The sequence below is a fragment of the Streptomyces sp. PTL18 genome (assembly GCF_059510295.1).
Genome location: NZ_JCAJZO010000026.1, coordinates 84,045 through 100,959, shown reverse-complemented (window position 1 = coordinate 100,959; position 16,915 = coordinate 84,045). Strand labels below are relative to the sequence as shown.

The window sequence follows — 16,915 nt, the reverse complement described above, 5'->3', positions numbered from 1 at the left end:
GGGGCGAACACAGCGGCGACAGACGGGTAGTCGGCAGCAGGTATGCCAGTCACGAGCAAGGGGCCCTTCCTCCTTCGGGGCGGAGCAGCGGGGGGGTCGCCACCCCGCCCCCCACACATGCAAACTAAGTTCCTAAAGCTCTCCATTCAATGAATGCGCCGGAATCCCAGACAGGACCCCACGGCCGTCTGTGCGCTACGCGCGCCGACGGTTGCTCGGCGGCGGTTCGATGCTCCGGCGCACGGCCAGACCTTCGGCGTGGCCCTGCCAGTGTGGGTCCGGCTCGACGTGGGGACGCTCCGCGAGTTGCCCATGGCACTCCCGGCAGGGGCACGCGGCCACGTACGCCACGTACCTCGTGTCGCGGAGCGCGCCCAGGGCGTCCCCGATCAGTACGAGGCACGCGTGCCGGTAGGCCATGCGGTTCGGGTCATGGTCCTCGATCAGCTCGGCCAGGCACTCAGACGCGTCGATCAGCTCCGAGTAGAAGCCCTGCGCGGGCTGCGGCATCCCGTGCAGCGCCTCGAAGGTGAGCGGTTCGCCGCCGGTGGAAGCGGCGGCCAGCAGGGCGCACACCACCTCGTAAAGGGGGCGCAGCGCGCGCAGGAACACCCTGTCGGCGTTGCGCTTCTCATAGGCGTACCGCCACGCCTTCAGGGCGGCCGTGCAGTCGGAGACGAGAGCAGTAGGCGTTGCGGCCGTGTCCGGCGTTCTCATGAGGAGTGTTCTCCTTGGGTACTTACGTACGGGGATTGGGGCCGGGACCTGGTGCTGCCGGACTTCGCAGCGTCGCCAGCAGCGCGTCAAGACCTGCCCCCATGCCCCGTAGGGGGCCTTGGCGTTGAAGTCGGCGGGCAGCCCCCAGGCGTCCTCAATCCCGGCGTCCAGGTCATCCACGGCGGGCGGTGCTTGCGTCGCGCCCCGGCAGGTGGCCGGGGCGCCGCCCGGTGCTGGCGGCAGTCAGTCAGTCGGCGGGATCGAAGCCTTCGGCCTCGTCGATGAGTCGGCCGCCCTGGTCGCGTACGGACTCGTCGTACGCGCGCTGGACGGCGACACTGTGGGAGTCGACATCGAACGCGCAGGCCCAGGCCATGCCGTCGTCGTTGTCCTGGTCGTTGACGAGTCCGTCGATGGTGTCCTGGTCGCCGTCTTCGACCTGGTGGGACTCCTCGATCACGAGGTTTCCGCCGTGGTCCCAACGGCCCAGTAGCAGCGTGGACATCAGGAGTGTTCCCTTCGGGGTGATGCGTCGCGCCCCGGGGCGGCTCGTACATCCAGGCCCCGGGGCGCGACCGCCTACAGGTGAAGCCAGAGGACGAACAGAGCGAGGGCCTCGCCCCACTCGCGCATCTCGTCGGGGGTGTTGGGAGCGCCCTCGGGGAGGCGGGAGGCGGGCACGAGGTGGTCCTCGCCGGTCTTCCGGTTCTCGACCACCAGGTCGCCGACGGAGCCGTTACCGTCGACGTACAGGCGCAGCGAGACGCGGTCATCGGTGGTGAAGATCAGGCCCCACGCGCCGAGGTAGCCCGACTCGGCATCCCAGCCGGCCCCCAGGGCGCGGGCCGTGGCTCGCGCGTAGTCCGACAGGGCGTAGCTGTACTCGGTGCCCGGCGCCGGGTCGTACGGAGCGGGAGTGGTAGCAGTGCTCACGGGTGTTCCTCTGGTGTGTGATCGGCCCGGCGTGCTCTCACCGGGTGGTACGACGGGCGGGCGGATCCTGTGATCCGGCCCGCCCGTCTGTCGGGTGGTCAGCGCTGGTTGAAGGGGCGCGCGTTGGGAATCACCGCGCTGTAGGTGCCGGGGCGGAGCGGCTCAGGGGGTTGTCACCACCCCGCCCCGACACATGCAAACTATTCAAGCGAGCGACATAATTCAATAGACTCTCACGCGCCTCCGAGCGGCCCGCCGCTTTCACCCAGCCACCCGGCACGGGCCAACGCAGGCAGGCGGGCAGCCCCAAGCCGCGCCCCGCCGCTCGTTGAAGGCAGTTCAGTCGGTGAGGTCGACGGAGAGGTCCGCGCCCATGTCGGCACGCAGCAGCCCGGCGAGCGTGCCGAGCGTGGCCGACAGCACCGCGTCGTCCAAGTCGACCACCTTGACGGGGTCTCGGTGCCCATCCACGTACAGCCCCACGTCGCGGGTGCTGTAGTCGGCGTGGCCCATCCCCAGGCGACCGAAGTCACCGGCGCTGAAAACGGCCTCCGCGTACGGGCGGCTGTCGGCCGCCAAGAGGAGACGGACCCGACGTGCGATCGTGCACCGCAGGGCAGCCTCCTCGGCATCAGCAATGGTCTCCCGCCACTCCGTCAGCATCGCGGGGCCTACCCCGTCCAGGAGTGCCCGCAGCGCGGCCTTGCGGGCCCGTGCGCGTGCTCCGTCGATGGCCACCTGTGCGCAGCACTCGACGCGCCAGCACACGCACCGCCCGCAGTCCTGACAGTCCTGAGCCCGGTCACAGCAACATCGACAGCCGAAAGCCCGACAGCCGGCCGCGTGCTCGGCCTCCAGAGCCTTGGGGATCGCGGCCAGCAAGCGGCGCAACCCGGCGACATCACGATCCTCTTTCTGGGGTCCGGCGGCTGGCAGGGCAGCGTGCGGGCTATCGGTGACGAGGGCCAGCGACGCCGCGATCAACTCTGCGTCCGAACGCGGGTCCTCCCGCCAGCGCAGGATCGAGCAGCCTGAGACCGATCCTTCGTCGATTTCGTGCAGTGTCGGCTCCTGTCCCCATGCTCGGTCCTGCCAGCCGTCCGGTGGCGGCGTGGCCCCGCCGCAGTCGTTGTCAGGCCAGGTGATGCGCACGGCGCGCTCGGCGATGTCAGCGGTGAATACCTTGGTCTGCTTGGTCATTGGTGTGCTCCGGGAGTGTTGTGAGTGCTGATGCTTGCTGCCCAGTTTGCGAGCACTGCGAAGTCGTCTTCGGTTAGGACCTTGCGCGGGTCTACGCGGTGCGGCAGGACCGGGCCCGGGTGGTGTTGATCCACGTATGCGCGGTCCACGTCGCTGATCTGGTCGTGCACCCACGCGAATGGCCGCCCGGCCGCGTACTCGACGATCGGCCGTCATCGTTCGCCATCCTCTCTGGGCATGCGCGCGTTGTTTCTCAGTGGTCCAGGTCGTCGGTGAGTTCCGCGCCCTCGTCGGGCGCGGCAATTCGGCGAGAGTGCGAGCAAGGCTGACGGCCGACGGCACCGCGTCTCTAGGTCGCGGTGCCGTCGGGGCGTGCTTAGCGCTCAGACACCGAAGCCGACTCCTCGGTGCTGGGGAGGGAGGCCCACACGTCGTCGGGGAGTGGCTGGTGAAGGCGCCAGGTGATCGCCATGGGCTTGCTGCCTGTGTGCTGTTCGTATGTCGCGGGACCGAGCAGTATCCACGGCTGTGCCTTACCGATGGGGGTGTCCTTGTTGACACGCACGAAGAGCAGAACGTGGGTGCCCTGCTGGGCGTGTTGCTGATATCGCTGACCCGTGGGTGAGCTGCTCGCGGTCGAGTTCTGTGACTCCCAGTGGAACCGCGTGCGGCTCAGGGCGTAGTCCTTGTACCGGACGGTTGGTGAGAAGTGGCGTTCGCTCTTGTTCAGGGTGATCAGCAGTGCGTCTGTCTTGTTCGCCGCGTCCCACAGGACGCCTTGGGCGAAGAAACCGGGGAGCTGTCCACCGAGGCGGGCCACGCCCAGGGCGGCGAGGATTTCAGAGCGGTTGTACGCGTGGTGGACGCTCATAGGGATGTGGGCGTGGGGTCCTGCCAGCCGCGCGGCAGGACGCAGCGACCTGCGTTGCATCAGATGGGTGAGGATCTGACGGATTTCGCTTCGCACGGCGGGCTGCTTGCGGAGGGCGTCGAGGCCTTCCTCGTAGGAGGTGAACCCTCCGGCCTTGTCCCAAAGGTTGAAGAAGAGCATCCGGGCGAGGGTCTTGTCCCGCTCCGGGAGGCTTTCGTAGGGGGTCGCATCGTCGGCCACGAGCCGCGTGTAGGTCTCCGCGCGTTCAGTGTCGTCGGCGTGGAGGAAGACGTGCATGCGCTTGAGCAGGTCCTGTTCCCCTGGCGCGGAGGGGTGGGTTGCAAGGTCTGCGCGCCTCAGGACGGCCGTCCATGAGGTGTTGCCCCGGTACAGATCGGTGATGTCGCGGCCGGTCCGTTGAAGGAAGTCGGAGAGCTGGGTGACGCCGTGGGCTTTAGCTTCCTGCGCAAGGTTGCTCACGGTCGGCCTTGTCTGGCTGGCGCCGGTGGGCTTGTCGAGTTCGGTGTGGGGCATGTATCTGTTTCCCTTTCGTATCGGAGTCTCCGTGCGGGTGCCACAGGGCCGGTGGCGCTTCCACCAGGCGCACCGGCCGACCGTGGGGCGTTCGGGTCCATTCGTGGCGTGATGCAGCGGGTCTGCTGCGGCGTTTCTGCAGCCCGCGATCACCTGCAAACTATGCCTCTCACAGCTCTCATTCAATGAAAGTCATAGATCCGGAAGGCCGTGCGCTGATCTTGGCTGGCGTAGGAAAAGGAAAGCCCCGACTGAACCCCACGCCGCTCTCCTCTTGCAGGTGCTGCTGCTGCCGCTGATGCACCCGGCGCGTGCGCACAGCAGCGGCGAGGGACCGTCGGTGTGATCCTCAGACTTGGCACCCGGCTTTGCGGGGGATCCCGCTGCCTCTTGCATGCATTGCACAGTGGCGGCGCGCCACGGAGGCGCCCGACGAGCTGCGCGGAAACCTCAAGCCGGTGATGCTTCCGGCCATTGCGGCCCTCAGCGCCTCCGAAGCGTGGCGCGGGCGGAGGGTCCACGAGCGGCCGTCGCGGGTGGCGAGTTCGGTGCTGCCCAGGGCCGCCGGGTTTCCCATCGACGGGGCCCGGGCTGTGACGCCCGGGCTCGTCGGCGGGGTCAGTGCCAGGTGATCAGCTCGCGGGGGGTTACGGCGAGTGGATGCCACGGGCTGGATACAGCTCCCTGCACGGCGCCCGCCTCCGAAGGGAGTGTCGCGCGGAGCGCGGTGCGCTCCTGAGGGGGCACATCGAGCTGGTACAGCGTCGCCTGGTAGTCGGCGACCGGCTCATACCAGTCCTCGCCCTGGACCGCGGCTGAGACGGCCGCGCCCACGAACTTGCTCACAGCGTCGGCGATCATCTGGGCGATGTTCCGGATTCCCTTCGCGCCGGCGCGGGTCGGGATGTAGGTCCACGGGTAATCCCGGGGGAAGCCTACGAGGACTCCAAGATCCGACAAGGTGATCTTTGTGGTGCCTTCTCCCTGGGGGACGTCCGCGGGACGGAAGCGGATTCCATACCAGGGTGCGGTGACGCACTGCCCGACGTCGTTGAGGGGGAAGCTGCCGCCACCCAAGGGCTTGCCCGTCTTGGGGTTCAGCTTCCGCTTGCCGCGCGTGTCGGCCCACCAGTCTTCGGGGAGGTTCAGCGCGGTGGCCACGGTGACGACCGGAAGCGCGGGGCGGCCCTGGTAGGGCTCGATGCGACGGTCGAGCTCTGGCGCCCAGTCGGGCAGCTCGCCGGTGCGCTTGAGTATGTGTGCCCACATCTCGCGGGCAGCTGCCTCGCCGTCCACGTGTTCGGCGTACCGGGGCTGCCCGTAACGGGTCGCCACCATCCAGGCGCGCTCCCGGTGGGTGGCCGCTCCGTACTCGGCCGCGTCCATGATCTGCCAGGAGCACCACGCCCAGCCGAAGCCCTCCACGCTGGTGATCTCGGACTGTATGGCCTCGGCCAGGGCCGGGGTCTGCCGGAGCAAGTTCGCTGACTGCTCCATGGTGATCGACACCAGGGGGGCGCCGATCTGCACCAGGCACATGGGCCAGATCAGCATCTCGGCCATCAGCGCCGTGCGCTCGTCGGACACCACCGAGGCGGCCCACTCACGGAACTGGGCGGGGGTCATGCAGGGGGGAAGGAGACCACCACCGCACTGTTCTCCCCACCCGTCAGCGTCTGGGTGGTCCTCCATGCCGTCGAGCACGTCGCCGAAGTAGCCGTGCGGGCCGCCGTAGAGGGAACACAGGTCGTCGACCTCCAGGAAGCCGAACGCCTCGCTGGCCTGCCACATGATCGACTGCAGTTCCGAGATCTCATCGCTGTTCCACGCGGACCGCTTACCCGCGTCGGAGAGGGTCTGGCACGGCGGCGATCCGTGGAATCGGCGCGTGCAACGCAGGGCAGGATGGCGGGGGTCGAGCGTCCTGATGTCCGCCTCCACGACCCAGTGACCAGCTGCCCGGGCTGTGGCCGCCGCGTCCCGGTTGTTCTCGATGAGCGCCCAGTCGCCGCCATCGTCGACCAGGCCGCGCCCGGCGGACATGCCGCCGGGGCCGCCGAATGCCTCGACTCCGCGCTCCGGCTCGCCCTCCTGCCAATCACGCGCCCAGTGCGGGGGGTACGGCGCGGCGAAGGCCGTGCAGTCCTTGCAGTCCGCGCACGTCGCACCGGCTCCGCAGACGGTGCAGTCGGCACAGGTCCACCCGTCCCACTCGAACACGGCCGGCCGGAAGCCGTTGGCGTACGGACGCCCCTCCTCATCCGTGACTTCCGCGGTAGGTGTCGCGGTCATCGCGCTCATCTGAGCCCCTCCCCTGTCGGTTTCTTCCGGCCGCCCTCCTGGCCACACCTGCAAACTATTTAATTAAAGGTTCCTATTCAATAAAACTAGGGGGCAAAGGCGCTCTGACCTGCGAATATGCCCCCGCGGCAGACGCCTTACTACGGCTTCCCGGGCAGCATCTCCGCCCTTCTTGGTGGCCGCTTTTCCTTTCCTTCGCGATGCCGGGCAGTGGTGCTCAGGGACGGCAGAGGATCGCGTGGGTTCCTATTCGCCTCCATACGACATGGCGGGCTCCGCGGAGGCGTTCGGGTCCGTATGCCCAGGTGGCGCGGCCATTCGGGCCCCATGTCAGCTCGAATACCCCACGCGCCACCTGTAGGCCCCGGATCCGCAGTCCTGGACGAAACAGGCCGGATTCAAGATCTGGGACGAATTCCTCGAGCACCACTCGCTGGAATCTCTGGCGCTGTGCTGGGGTGAGCCTGGCGAGATCAGACGCGAAGCGCTGCGACGTCTCGTAAGTCGGCATGGCTTTCTCCGTGAATAGTAGAATCGCCCCCGACTGCTGCCGGGGGCGATCTTGGCTGATGGGTGCAGGCGCCCGGCCTGATGGGGCAGTTGGCCCTGAGGCAGCCCGGGGCGGCCTCCTCAGCGGGAACCGGCGTGGGACAATTCAATGGATGGGCTGATCGGGGTCGCCTCGTGATCAATGCCAATCCACAAGGTCTCCGGGGGTTACGGCAAGAGGATGCCAAGGTCGGTCTTGTCCAGGCTCAGCCTTCAGGCACAGGGTGGTCTGTCGGGGACTGCGCACTGACGCGATGATCCGTTCGCGCCAGCGCATTGCCCAGCGGATGCAGTTGGAGCAAGACTTATGCTTGCCGACGCATTCGGGCAGCGGGCCGGTCTTGGTGGCCGCCCAGCGGGCGTCGGCGGACCAGGCGAGGGAGTCGGCCGAGGCGAGGAATTCTGCGCAGGTGGCGAGCGCGTCGCCTTTGAGCCCGTAGCCGTGCAGGCGAAGGCCCATATCGGCGAGCGTGGAGAGGATCGCGTATACGTCGCGGACGTTGGTGCGCCGGCAGACGGAGCCGACGCCAACCCATGGGAAGGCTTTCAGGTCGATGCCGCGCCGCTCGTATTCCTCAACGCAGCGGACGTAGTCGGGGACCTTCCAGCCCTGGACGGTGGGGTAGATAGCGAGGGAGTCATCGATCGACATGAGGTCGATGAAGTTGCCAACCGTGAGGTCGATGTGGCGTGCCACGGACAGGCCGGTCTTGGCGACCATGTCAGGCTCACACATCGTGTCCTGCGGCCCAGCCCAGCGCATACGGCCGATCTCGTCGCGGAACCGGTACAGGTCGCGGACGTACTGGAGGGGGCTGACGGTCCAGGCGCCGTTTCGGTCGATCTCGGTGAAGGCGCCGGAGTCGCACATCCAGCTCTCGGCAGCGCGAGGCAGTCGGGCCATGCCAACTAGGGTGTTCCGGGATACGCACATCGGGACGTTCCAGGTCGACAACCAGTTCGCGTGATGGCCGCCAAGCCAGAACATCGGCCCATCGGGCGGGCAGTCGCTCGGGGCGAAGCCAAGGCCGTACTCGCACCAGCACAGACACGGCGACATGGCGCACATGCCGCAGTCCTCGCACTGATCGTGTCGGCAGTGCCCGCAGGTGTAACGGTTGCAAGGGGCGCAGGTGCATGTTTCGGGCAGCGGCGTCCACTCGGGCAGAAGGCGCCACCTTGGGGTGGCCGGCACCTTGGTGAACTGGGCCGTGGTCATGACTTCGTCGCGAATCAACGTGATCTCCGTCGCTGGGGAAGGGCTGGGCTAGTGAGAGCGAGGGCGGGGCCTTGGCGCCCGCTGGCTGTGTTTCGCGTGGCGGGCACCGATGTCCGTGCCTGTGCAGTGGGCGTTTGATGCCAGCTGCCGCTGCCGTGCACCGGCAGGCCGATGCGTGTGCTGCTCAACCTCGGTGATGGGTCGGGGTAGTCGGGGCCCCGCAATGTGGGGCCCCGACTCAGGGGCTTCGTGTCAGCGCGCGGCGAGGGCGAGGGCGTCGAGGGCCTTGGCTTCGAGGGTGTGGGCTGCGTCAGCATCCTCGATGGTCTGGGCGACAGAGGTGAAGGCCTGCATGACTCCGCCGGCTGTGGTCTGGCCGCCCTTGATGAAGTGGCGCAGGATGGCGTCGGCGGTCTCGTCCGGAATGCTGAGCTGCTTGGTGACTTCCTTCACGGTCGCGCCCGGGTCGTTGATCTCGGTGGCGGCCCTCTCCGTGATGCGTTCGATGACCTTCTCGACGTAGTTGTGGGAGAGGAAGTGGGCGACGGCGTCGGCGGTCTTGGAGGTGATGAGTTCGAGTTCCTTGGTCTGGGTTGCCACGGACCAGTCGATCGTGCCCTCCTCCAGCCGGGCGCCGAGGTGGACCGCTTGCATGGTGTCCTGCTCGATCGTCATGCCGTTGCGGCAGACCCGAAACACCGCTCGCGGGATGATGCTGACGGCTCCGCAGCCGACCTCGGAGTTGGTGATGACCAGCCCGGCGTGAACTTCGGGGAGTTCGGCTCCAGTCTGGCCGGAGAACGGGGACCGGTAGTCCTTGAGCAGCTCGCGGGCGGCGACTGCGACCTGCGGCGCTTCGATGCGGACGTACATCCTGCGGTCGCTGAGGTCGCAGCTGGTGACCTCGCCCGGGTGCCCGGCCTGGTGGATGCCGTCCAACGCGGCTACGAGGACGTCGAGGTTGTCCATCACCTTGTACTTGTCACTCAGCAGGGCGCGTGCCACGCCGGTTCCCCTGCTGCGGTCCTGGAGGGTGCGAACCATGAACTTGCGGCTCGGCGCGCTCGCGAGCCAGCCGTTGATGTTCGCGTCGTACAGGCCTATCTGCTCACGCCGGGTCTTCTTGAGGTAGCCGACGGGGATGCCCAGCTTGGCACCAGCCTGCTCGTCGAGGACCTCCGTCGGCAGGAGCAGCGTCTCCGCGCGCCCCACGCCGTGCGCGGTGATCGCTGTCGGGTCGCCGGCGATTCGAAGCATCCCACCCTCCATTCGCAGGTCGGAGGCGGAGGTGACGATGTCCACCTTCGAGTCCCGCTGGGCACGCAGCAGGGACACCATGTCGTCAAGGGTTGCGTTCCGCGCTCCCGTGATGCCTTCCACCGTGGGTGCGACGCGCGCGATCGTCCCGGCCGCCGTGCCGCCCTGGGGCTCCGCAGCGAACAGCGTGTTGAGGTCGAAATCCATCTTCTGTTCCTCCGTCTCAGCGTGTCCGGACTTCCCGGCCACAGCTGCAAACTATTTAATGAAGCATTGTCATTCAATAGATGTTCGGACCGGTCAGCGCGGCACTGGATCGGGCGGAAACCCAGCCTCAGTTGGTGAGGAGCCCGCCCCCACTGGTCCAACGGTCTGGCCTCGGCAAGGCGGCCCGCGCGGCAACGCCGCCGGCCTCTTCTTGCCAGCTCCGCCGTACCCAGGTGAGCTACGGGGAGCCGCCCGAGGTACTGCGGCTCCCCCTTGCTGGTGCGGGCCGCCGCAGAAGCCCGCACCGCTAGACGTTCCCCGACTTAGGACTTGCCTGGCGGCTGCACGCGGTGCCTTCGGCACTTCGCGGCGTGGTCCTCGACCATCCCGACAAGGGGCGGAAGCGTGTCGCCGTGCTCGACGTCGCACAGTCGCTGGCCACAGCCAGTGTGAATCAGCTCGAAGTCGTGCTTGGCGGGGTCCTCAGAGATACGGATCGGGTAGTCGTCCCAAGAGACACCTTCAGCGGCGGGCGTACTGCCGCCTTCCTTCACCGCGGCGGCGGTGGCCCATACCTGTGCCGCGTCCCTGTCCTCCTCCCCGGTTGCTGCTTCACGCGGGGCGAAGGTCTCCAGCACTCGGCAGCCCTCGTCAGGGGCCTCCGTTGCCAGGCAATCGCAACCTGTCGCTGCATGGTGAAGCAAGTGGATGTAGCTCGTGCCGTGGAAGTGCCCTGCCTCGTTGAGCGTGGCCAGTTCGCGGCGTACGGCAGGCAGTAGGGCACGGGCGGCTTCAGGAGTATCGAGCATGTCGCTGAACGTCCAGCCGAAGGCGATGCCGTCGCGTTCGGCGTACAGCGCGTAGGACCCGGTAGAAGCGGGTGTGGATTGATCGGCGCCATGAGGGACCGAGATGTTTGCTGCCAAGGTCACGAGATGCTCCGTTGCAAGGAGAGTCGAGGCTTGTCGTCCTCACGACAATGACCCGCAAACTATGTAAACTGCGAACTCAATTCAATGCGTTCCTCGCCTTTGACGGATTGGAACTTCCGGAGGCGTGTCAAGAAGGGAATCCGGAACGTAGGCCGACTGAGGGGCAGGATCAGTACTCGGCGTATCTCGTCGCGTGAGCGCCCTGTGCGTGCCGGACCTTGCGGGTGGCCTGTTGGGAGCCGGGTGCGGACGCGCGAGTGGATCGCGCGTCTCTCACCGTGTCGAGCGGCGTGGCCTGGCCTGGGTGTCTTCCTTGGGGCGGTCTGCCTGCAGAGACGCCGCGGTCCTGAAAGGAGTGGACCACACTCCACTCATCGTGCTATTGCAGCGGCTTGATCGGGCTGTCCCAGGCCGGGTCGGCGAGCACGGCATGGCCGGCAGAGTCCCAGGCGGGATCTCCGGGCGTTTCCAGGCTGGAGTCGCTGGTCGGTAGCGCGCTGCTGACTGTGATGCCGACGGCCACGGAGAGGCTTAGTGCTGCCGCAACCGCCGCGGCTCGACTTCGGAACGTGCGAGCTCGGATGGGATGCTGCGCCAGGCGTCGGGTACGGCTGGTCCCAGCTGCTGTGGACAAGGGAGCCTCCATCAGTTGAACTTGGTCTAGGCACCTAGTCTGCACTCGCAGAACTGGACGCGCGAGGAGCGGCGGCCAGAATGGCTGTACCCGTCCCGTACGGCGCTGTTGAAGGGCGCAGGCGCCCCGCGCCGAGCGGGGCGAAGAGGACGCGGCAGAGGGCCTGCGAAATGGCGAGGGCCAGCAACCGCCCCTGCACCAAGTGCTCGAGGCACCGCGATCGATACTGTCGCGGCCTGGAAGGGGTTGCTGGCCCGTCGGTTCACCAGAGTAGCGCGCGCCAGCCGTGGTCCGCCACGGCCGGCGTGCCAGCTAGGGCTTGCGCGAGGCATTGCCCCGCCGGTGCCTCCAGGTTTTCGCGATGAAGACTGTGGCTGCGGCGTATCCGAGCAGGGAGTACCAGCCGTCCGGCGCGACTACCCGCCAATTCCAGCCGCTGCCGAGGTAGGTGGCGCCGAGCGCGATGGTCACGGCGAAGTAGAGCAGGCCGACCACCATCACGAGCTCGGCGAAGGTGATTCTCCGTCGCACCACTGTTCTCCCCTCTGCTCGGGGCCGGGCATCGTGTGCCAGCCGTGAAAGTCAATAGATCATACGGGACTTGGATCAGCCCGTGCTCTCTGGTATTGCGGTCAGGGCAGCGTGGTGGCGCAGCAGGCCCAGCCGGGCCATTCCTTCGGCGAGCGCGTGTCGGCTTTGAGCTGCACTTTCGGGCCGCTGGCGGCGCCATGAGGCGACGGCGTTGTCGGCGCACAGGAGGGTGAGGCAGGGGTTGTTCTCCTCGTTTCGGGTTTCCGCGAGCCAAAGCCACGTTTCAGCGGCAGCCTCGAAGTTCCCGGTGAGCCAGGCAAGGTGCGCCCAGTCCTCGGCGGCGTGGAGGGTGACCGGGTGTTCGGCGCCGTACTGCATGGTCAGGTCGATGACGAGACTCTGTGCGTGATCGGCCGCTGCCGTGTGTGCGCCGTTTGTGGCGAGTTGGCTGGTGACCATCAGACGCTCCTCAAGCTCGGGCGCGAGGCCGGCGGGGAGTGGACGAGCCGGTGGCGTCTGGTCCGGCGGGGTGATGGGGAGGTGCAGGGTCTCAGATGAGCCTTCCTGTTCGATGTGTGCTCGCAGGATCAGCTCGGGTCGGGCGCGGGACCTGAGGTGAGCGAGGGCGGTTTCGGTGGGGGTGCGCCCTGCAGGGATAGGGATGGCGCTGCCGTCAACCGTCACGGTGTTGGAACCGATGGCCAGGTGGGTGGAGATGCTGCGGGGCTTGCGTGTGCCGGGGGTTTGGGCGCTCATGGTGCTCCTCAGGGATGTGATCAGATGGTGATGCCGCGTTCGCGCATGTACTTCACGGGGTCGATGTCGCTGCCGTAGGCAGGTCCGGTCCGTGCCTCGAAGTGGAGGTGCGGTCCGGTGACGTTTCCCGTGGCGCCGCTGAGGCCAATGACCTGGCCTGCCTTGACGGCCTGGCCGTTCTTTAAGTCAACGCGTGACAGGTGGGCGTACTGGGTGTAACTGCCGTCGGACATCTTCAGGACGACGTTGTTGCCGTAGCGCCCGCCCCATCCAGCCTCGATGACGGTGGCGTTTCCGACGGCGTGGACTTCTGTGCCGGTGGCGACAGGGAAGTCCACTCCGGTGTGCCTGCCGGAGGACCACATCGATCCTCCCGCCTGGTAGTTGTGGGTGGCCTTGATGCCGACCGGGGACTGCCATGCGCCCGAGGCTTTCGCCGTATTGCCGTCGCCGCCGGCCTGCTCGCAGTCGATGACGTCCGCTCCCCATACCTGGGCGACGAGCTTGCCAGCGCTTGTCTCCCACTTTGCGTAGGCGTCGGGGAAGCCGGACCGTTGAACGCCTTGGGCTACGTGGGCCAGGTCTTTCGCGTCCCAGTTGGGGATCTTCACCAGTGCGTCGTAGAACTTGTTGGACGCGTGGATGGGGTCTGTTACCTGGGCGGCAGTACCCCACCCCTGACTGGGGCGTTGTTGGAAGAGTCCTTGGCTGTCACGGTCTCCGTTGTGGAGGTTGCGCAGGGTTGACTCCTGCATGGCGGTGGCGACGGCGATTACTGCGGCGCGAGGCTTGAGGTTCCGTGTCCGGGCGACGTTGGTGATGACGGCCGCGTTCTTGGTTTGCTCTTCGTTCCAGGACGGCTGCGTCTGGTCTCCGCGTGGGCTCAGCGGAACCTGAGGGCGTTGTGCAGTCTGTCCATCAGCAGTGGATGCCTTGACGACGCACTGGCTGGCGGCTGTCGCAGACATGTCACTGGTGTCTGAGCCGCTGGCACCAGCAAGCAGGAGCACGAGCGCGAGCACCGCGATGGCTGGACTGAGCAGGACGGCTATTCCGATCAGCGGTGCTTTCCGCATTTACCCTCCGAGCGTCCCGCTGGACGGGCCGCTCCAGGAGCGGGTTTCCCGTGGTGCGGGCAGCGACAGTGCATCGTGCCCGTCAGGCGGAAAGGGCTGCGATGCGTGCTGAATTGGCCTCTAACGTCGTGCGCCGTCAGCTAGTCACGGAGGTGTCCGAAGAATCCAAGGCGGGACTTTACTTCACGCCAATAGCGAATAGTCAAGCTCCTCCCGCGTGGCGGGAACTGGACCTCGACTATCCGTACTGCGCGAATTCTTTCCTGCTTTTCGGACCAAGTGGCAACAGTTCGGCGCTCTTGCGGTTGCAGGGCGCCGAGTCAGCAGGGAGGTAGGCATGGTCGGGGCCATACAGGACGCCACCACTTTGGCGGGCGGCGTAGGCGACCTCGTGAACGGACTGAGCCCCGACTGGGGACCGTTCAGCGCGGTCGGCTCAAAGGCACGGACGATCATCCAGGTTCTGATGGCGGCCGTGGTGCTGATCCTTTTCGGCATGGCGATCTGGGGCGCCTGGCAGATCCGTGTCGGGAATTCCCAGCAGAACACCATGGATGTCAAGCAGGGCAAGACCATGGTGATTAGCGCGTTGGCGGGCCTGTTCCTCGTCGCCTCCATGTCGACGCTCTTCGGAATCGTCTTCGGCATGGGGGTCTGATGCCCAAGAAGGCGAAGACCCCCGCGGCAGGAACTCGGATGCTGGTCTCCGAGTCCACGAGTGCCGACTCGGGGAGGCGCCGGCCTCAGCTGCGTCTGTTTATTGGCGTGTTCGCCGCTGCGGTCCTTTTCGTCGCTCTGCTGGTTTCGCTGACCGGGCAGGGTGGCGGCTCCTCCGGGGGCGACAAGCCCGGCACGGCGGCCGCGTCTCAGGCGCCTGGCAAGCCGGGTGGTAGCGGCGGCAAGACCAAACCCACGGCCAAGGCAGTCGGTGTGCCCGTGGGCTATCCCCAGTCAAAGGATGGTGCGGCGGCTGCGGCGGCGAATTTCGAGATCGCACGCTCGAGTCGGTCGTACATCACCAACAAGCCGTACCGGGACAAGCTGATCGGGCAGATCATGGCGCCCGCCTCGGTTGCGAGCCAGATCAGCCAGGACGATCATGCCACCGCGGAGCTCATCGCGGGCTTCGGCCTCCAGGATCCCAAGGCCTCCGGGCTACTGCTGCGATCGGCGTGTCTGGGAACCCGGGTGACGAGCTACTCGGATCAAGTGGCCTCGGTCGACGTGTGGATGACCTCCATAGCCGGGGTCCCGACGGACAAGGCCAAGCTGCCCGTCTCCGCCAGCTGGACCACCTACACCTACAACCTCCAGTGGCGTGATGGCGACTGGAAGGTCACATCCATCGCTTCCGTCGACGGCCCCACCCCGCTGCAGTCGGATGGCTCCTCGCCGTCCTCGATGCAGACCTTCCGCACCGCTGAGGAGGAGTTCGATGCGCCGCCGTATGTGGGCTAACGCTACGTGCCGCCTGTCAGCACTCCTCCTCAGCCTGGTGATCGCCGTGGTGGCCGGGTCGACCATGCTCGCGACCCCGGCCGCAGCGGCGCCAGCAGCAGTTCCTGCCAAGGCCCCCGCGCTCGGAGGCATCGATCTGCCGTGCGTGCTGCCAGCGGGCCTGTGCAAGGACATCAAGGACACCGGAAACAAGGTCATCGACAAGACGGTCGATGGTGCGAAGTGGGTGTGTGACAAGGCCAAAAAGGTCTGCGAGGTGGCCGGAGACGCCGTAGACGGTGCAGTCAGCAGCGTGAGCGACGCAGCCGGCGCCGTAAGCGACACGATCGACTTCGCCTCAGACCCGCTTGGCTACTTGGCCAAGAAGTCCACGCCAGCGATCGGCAAGTTGATCGAGGCCATAGCCACGGACGGGACGTGATCCCGTGCTGCAGATCGACTGGAGCAATCCAGGCTTCCTCAAGCTCTACAGCATGGTCTTCGCCCTGGCGACCATCTTCACCTGCATCGCCTGGCTGATCGCCATCGTGAAGCGCGTCGCCCGCGGCGTAAACCCAGGCACAGCCATTGGGGAGTCCATCGGGCACCTCTTGCTCTCGGTGATCGTCACTGCCTTCGCGCCCGCGATCATCGCGACCGTCGTCGACCTCGTCGACGAAATGGCCATCAGCATGTTCAGACCCTTCCTCGCCGACATGGCACTGACAGGAGCCTTCGTCGTAGTGCTGCTTGCAGCGCTCGCAGCTTCCGGGGTGGGGCTGCCCATCGCACTGGCGCTGATCTTCTTCTTCCTGACCGTCGGGGTCGGCCTGTTCCTCATGCTCGTCGCCCGAAACGCCTTGATCTTGACCGGCGTAGTCTTCGGCCCGGTTGTGTTTGCCGGGCTAGTGGACAGAGACCTGTGGGGTCACACCAAGAAGTACATCGGCATCATCACGGGCATCATCATGTCCAAGTGGATCATGATGGTGGTCCTGGCCATGATTCCGGCCCTCTTCGGCGGCATGTTCCGTCACCCCCCGTCCGGCTTCGGCAAGATCCTGAGCACTTTGCTGATCATCCTGGCGCTGTTCCTCATCGCCGGCTTCGCGCCCTGGCAGGTCTCCAAGTTCATCCCGATGTTCGGTGACGAGATCCAAAACCTCGCCCAGCACCGCGACATGGCGATGCAGAAGGGCAAGGAGGCCTGGTCCAAGGCACGGGGGAGCAACAGTGATGACGAGATGCAGGACAAGGGGACTTCCGGAGGCGCGGATGTCCCAGGCGTAGGCGGAGGCGGCAGCGAAGGCGAACTCGCCGGAGCAGGAGCAACAGCTGCAGCCGGCCCTGCTGGGCTTGGGGTGATGGGCGCTCAGAAGGCCGAGGAGCAGAAGGAAGAGGCCGAGCAGGAAGTCAAGGGCGCGGTCGACCAAGGCTTCGACACCGCCAACATGGGCAACGACGACGCAGGCGCCATGAGCTCGGGCGGTGGCTTGTCTGATGGCTCGGGCGGTGGCTCTGAGCCGGGTCCCGACCAGACTGGTGGAGCTGGGGGCATGGGCGGAACTCCCCAGCCCGGTGCCGGAGGCGGCGGAAGCGGTGGAGGTGGCGGCAGAGGCGGGTCGTCTTCGACACCGAGCGACGTGCCACAGGCTTCCACCCCGCAGACGAACGCTCTGTCCGGCGGTGAGGCGCCTCCTCCCCCGCCGACCAGTGAGTGGCCCGACAGCGACCCCTCATCCCCCGCCTGACTCAGGCTCA

At 66.8% G+C, this 16,915-nt stretch carries 16 protein-coding genes and 1 pseudogene; 4 read left to right on the top strand and 13 right to left on the bottom strand.

Going from position 1 to position 16,915, the window contains the following annotated elements; translation table 11 throughout:
• Positions 1 to 195: 195 nt before the first annotated feature.
• The 13 genes and pseudogenes from AC5WS8_RS32670 to AC5WS8_RS32610 form a co-directional block, all read right to left on the bottom strand.
• A complete protein-coding gene (locus AC5WS8_RS32670; protein WP_496107123.1) occupies positions 196 to 717 on the bottom strand; it encodes a hypothetical protein in 522 nt (173 codons plus the stop codon).
• A gap of 247 nt (positions 718 to 964) precedes the next feature.
• The gene (locus tag AC5WS8_RS32665; protein WP_496107122.1) at positions 965 to 1,222 is read right to left on the bottom strand and encodes a hypothetical protein; all 258 of its coding nucleotides are present in this window, start codon (positions 1,220 to 1,222) and stop codon (positions 965 to 967) included.
• A 74-nt stretch (positions 1,223 to 1,296) separates the two neighbouring features.
• Positions 1,297 to 1,650, bottom strand: coding sequence for a hypothetical protein (locus AC5WS8_RS32660; RefSeq protein ID WP_496107121.1), 354 nt, complete (start codon positions 1,648 to 1,650; stop codon positions 1,297 to 1,299).
• Positions 1,651 to 1,989: 339 nt separating this feature from the next.
• Positions 1,990 to 2,850, bottom strand: coding sequence for a hypothetical protein (locus tag AC5WS8_RS32655; protein WP_496107120.1), 861 nt, complete (start codon positions 2,848 to 2,850; stop codon positions 1,990 to 1,992).
• Between the two features lie 376 nt (positions 2,851 to 3,226).
• Positions 3,227 to 4,219: pseudogene (locus AC5WS8_RS32650) on the bottom strand (DUF3427 domain-containing protein); the annotation flags it as partial.
• A 654-nt stretch (positions 4,220 to 4,873) separates the two neighbouring features.
• On the bottom strand, positions 4,874 to 6,547 hold the full coding sequence (locus AC5WS8_RS32645) for a hypothetical protein (RefSeq protein WP_496107119.1): 1,674 nt from the start codon (positions 6,545 to 6,547) through the stop codon (positions 4,874 to 4,876).
• A gap of 697 nt (positions 6,548 to 7,244) precedes the next feature.
• The gene (locus tag AC5WS8_RS32640) at positions 7,245 to 8,342 is read right to left on the bottom strand and encodes a deazapurine DNA modification protein DpdA family protein (protein ID WP_496107118.1); all 1,098 of its coding nucleotides are present in this window, start codon (positions 8,340 to 8,342) and stop codon (positions 7,245 to 7,247) included.
• A gap of 234 nt (positions 8,343 to 8,576) precedes the next feature.
• The gene (locus AC5WS8_RS32635; RefSeq protein WP_366902719.1) at positions 8,577 to 9,788 is read right to left on the bottom strand and encodes a DUF932 domain-containing protein; all 1,212 of its coding nucleotides are present in this window, start codon (positions 9,786 to 9,788) and stop codon (positions 8,577 to 8,579) included.
• A 323-nt stretch (positions 9,789 to 10,111) separates the two neighbouring features.
• Positions 10,112 to 10,720, bottom strand: coding sequence for a hypothetical protein (locus AC5WS8_RS32630; protein WP_496107117.1), 609 nt, complete (start codon positions 10,718 to 10,720; stop codon positions 10,112 to 10,114).
• A gap of 379 nt (positions 10,721 to 11,099) precedes the next feature.
• Positions 11,100 to 11,243: a hypothetical protein gene (locus AC5WS8_RS32625; RefSeq protein ID WP_496107116.1), complete on the bottom strand. Its 144-nt coding sequence runs from the start codon at positions 11,241 to 11,243 to the stop codon at positions 11,100 to 11,102.
• A 423-nt stretch (positions 11,244 to 11,666) separates the two neighbouring features.
• On the bottom strand, positions 11,667 to 11,885 hold the full coding sequence (locus AC5WS8_RS32620; RefSeq protein ID WP_496107115.1) for a hypothetical protein: 219 nt from the start codon (positions 11,883 to 11,885) through the stop codon (positions 11,667 to 11,669).
• 75 nt (positions 11,886 to 11,960) lie between these two features.
• The gene (locus AC5WS8_RS32615) at positions 11,961 to 12,641 is read right to left on the bottom strand and encodes a hypothetical protein (RefSeq protein WP_496107114.1); all 681 of its coding nucleotides are present in this window, start codon (positions 12,639 to 12,641) and stop codon (positions 11,961 to 11,963) included.
• Between the two features lie 20 nt (positions 12,642 to 12,661).
• Entirely contained in the window at positions 12,662 to 13,717 is a 1,056-nt protein-coding gene (locus tag AC5WS8_RS32610; protein ID WP_496107113.1) for a M23 family metallopeptidase, read from the bottom strand.
• 337 nt (positions 13,718 to 14,054) lie between these two features.
• On the opposite strand from AC5WS8_RS32610, the gene AC5WS8_RS32605 reads away from it, so the two are divergent.
• Genes AC5WS8_RS32605 through AC5WS8_RS32590 form a run of 4 tightly spaced genes read left to right on the top strand, consistent with a single transcriptional unit; the run spans position 14,055 to position 16,905 of the window.
• Positions 14,055 to 14,375 carry a DUF8827 family protein gene (locus tag AC5WS8_RS32605; protein ID WP_403822816.1) on the top strand — a complete coding sequence of 107 codons (321 nt, stop codon included), beginning with the start codon at positions 14,055 to 14,057 and terminating at the stop codon, positions 14,373 to 14,375.
• Between the two features lie 38 nt (positions 14,376 to 14,413).
• Entirely contained in the window at positions 14,414 to 15,175 is a 762-nt protein-coding gene (locus AC5WS8_RS32600; protein ID WP_496107112.1) for a DUF8175 domain-containg protein, read from the top strand.
• 37 nt (positions 15,176 to 15,212) lie between these two features.
• Positions 15,213 to 15,596, top strand: coding sequence for a hypothetical protein (locus tag AC5WS8_RS32595; protein WP_366902725.1), 384 nt, complete (start codon positions 15,213 to 15,215; stop codon positions 15,594 to 15,596).
• A 4-nt stretch (positions 15,597 to 15,600) separates the two neighbouring features.
• Entirely contained in the window at positions 15,601 to 16,905 is a 1,305-nt protein-coding gene (locus tag AC5WS8_RS32590) for a hypothetical protein (RefSeq protein WP_496107111.1), read from the top strand.
• Positions 16,906 to 16,915 lie beyond the last annotated feature (10 nt).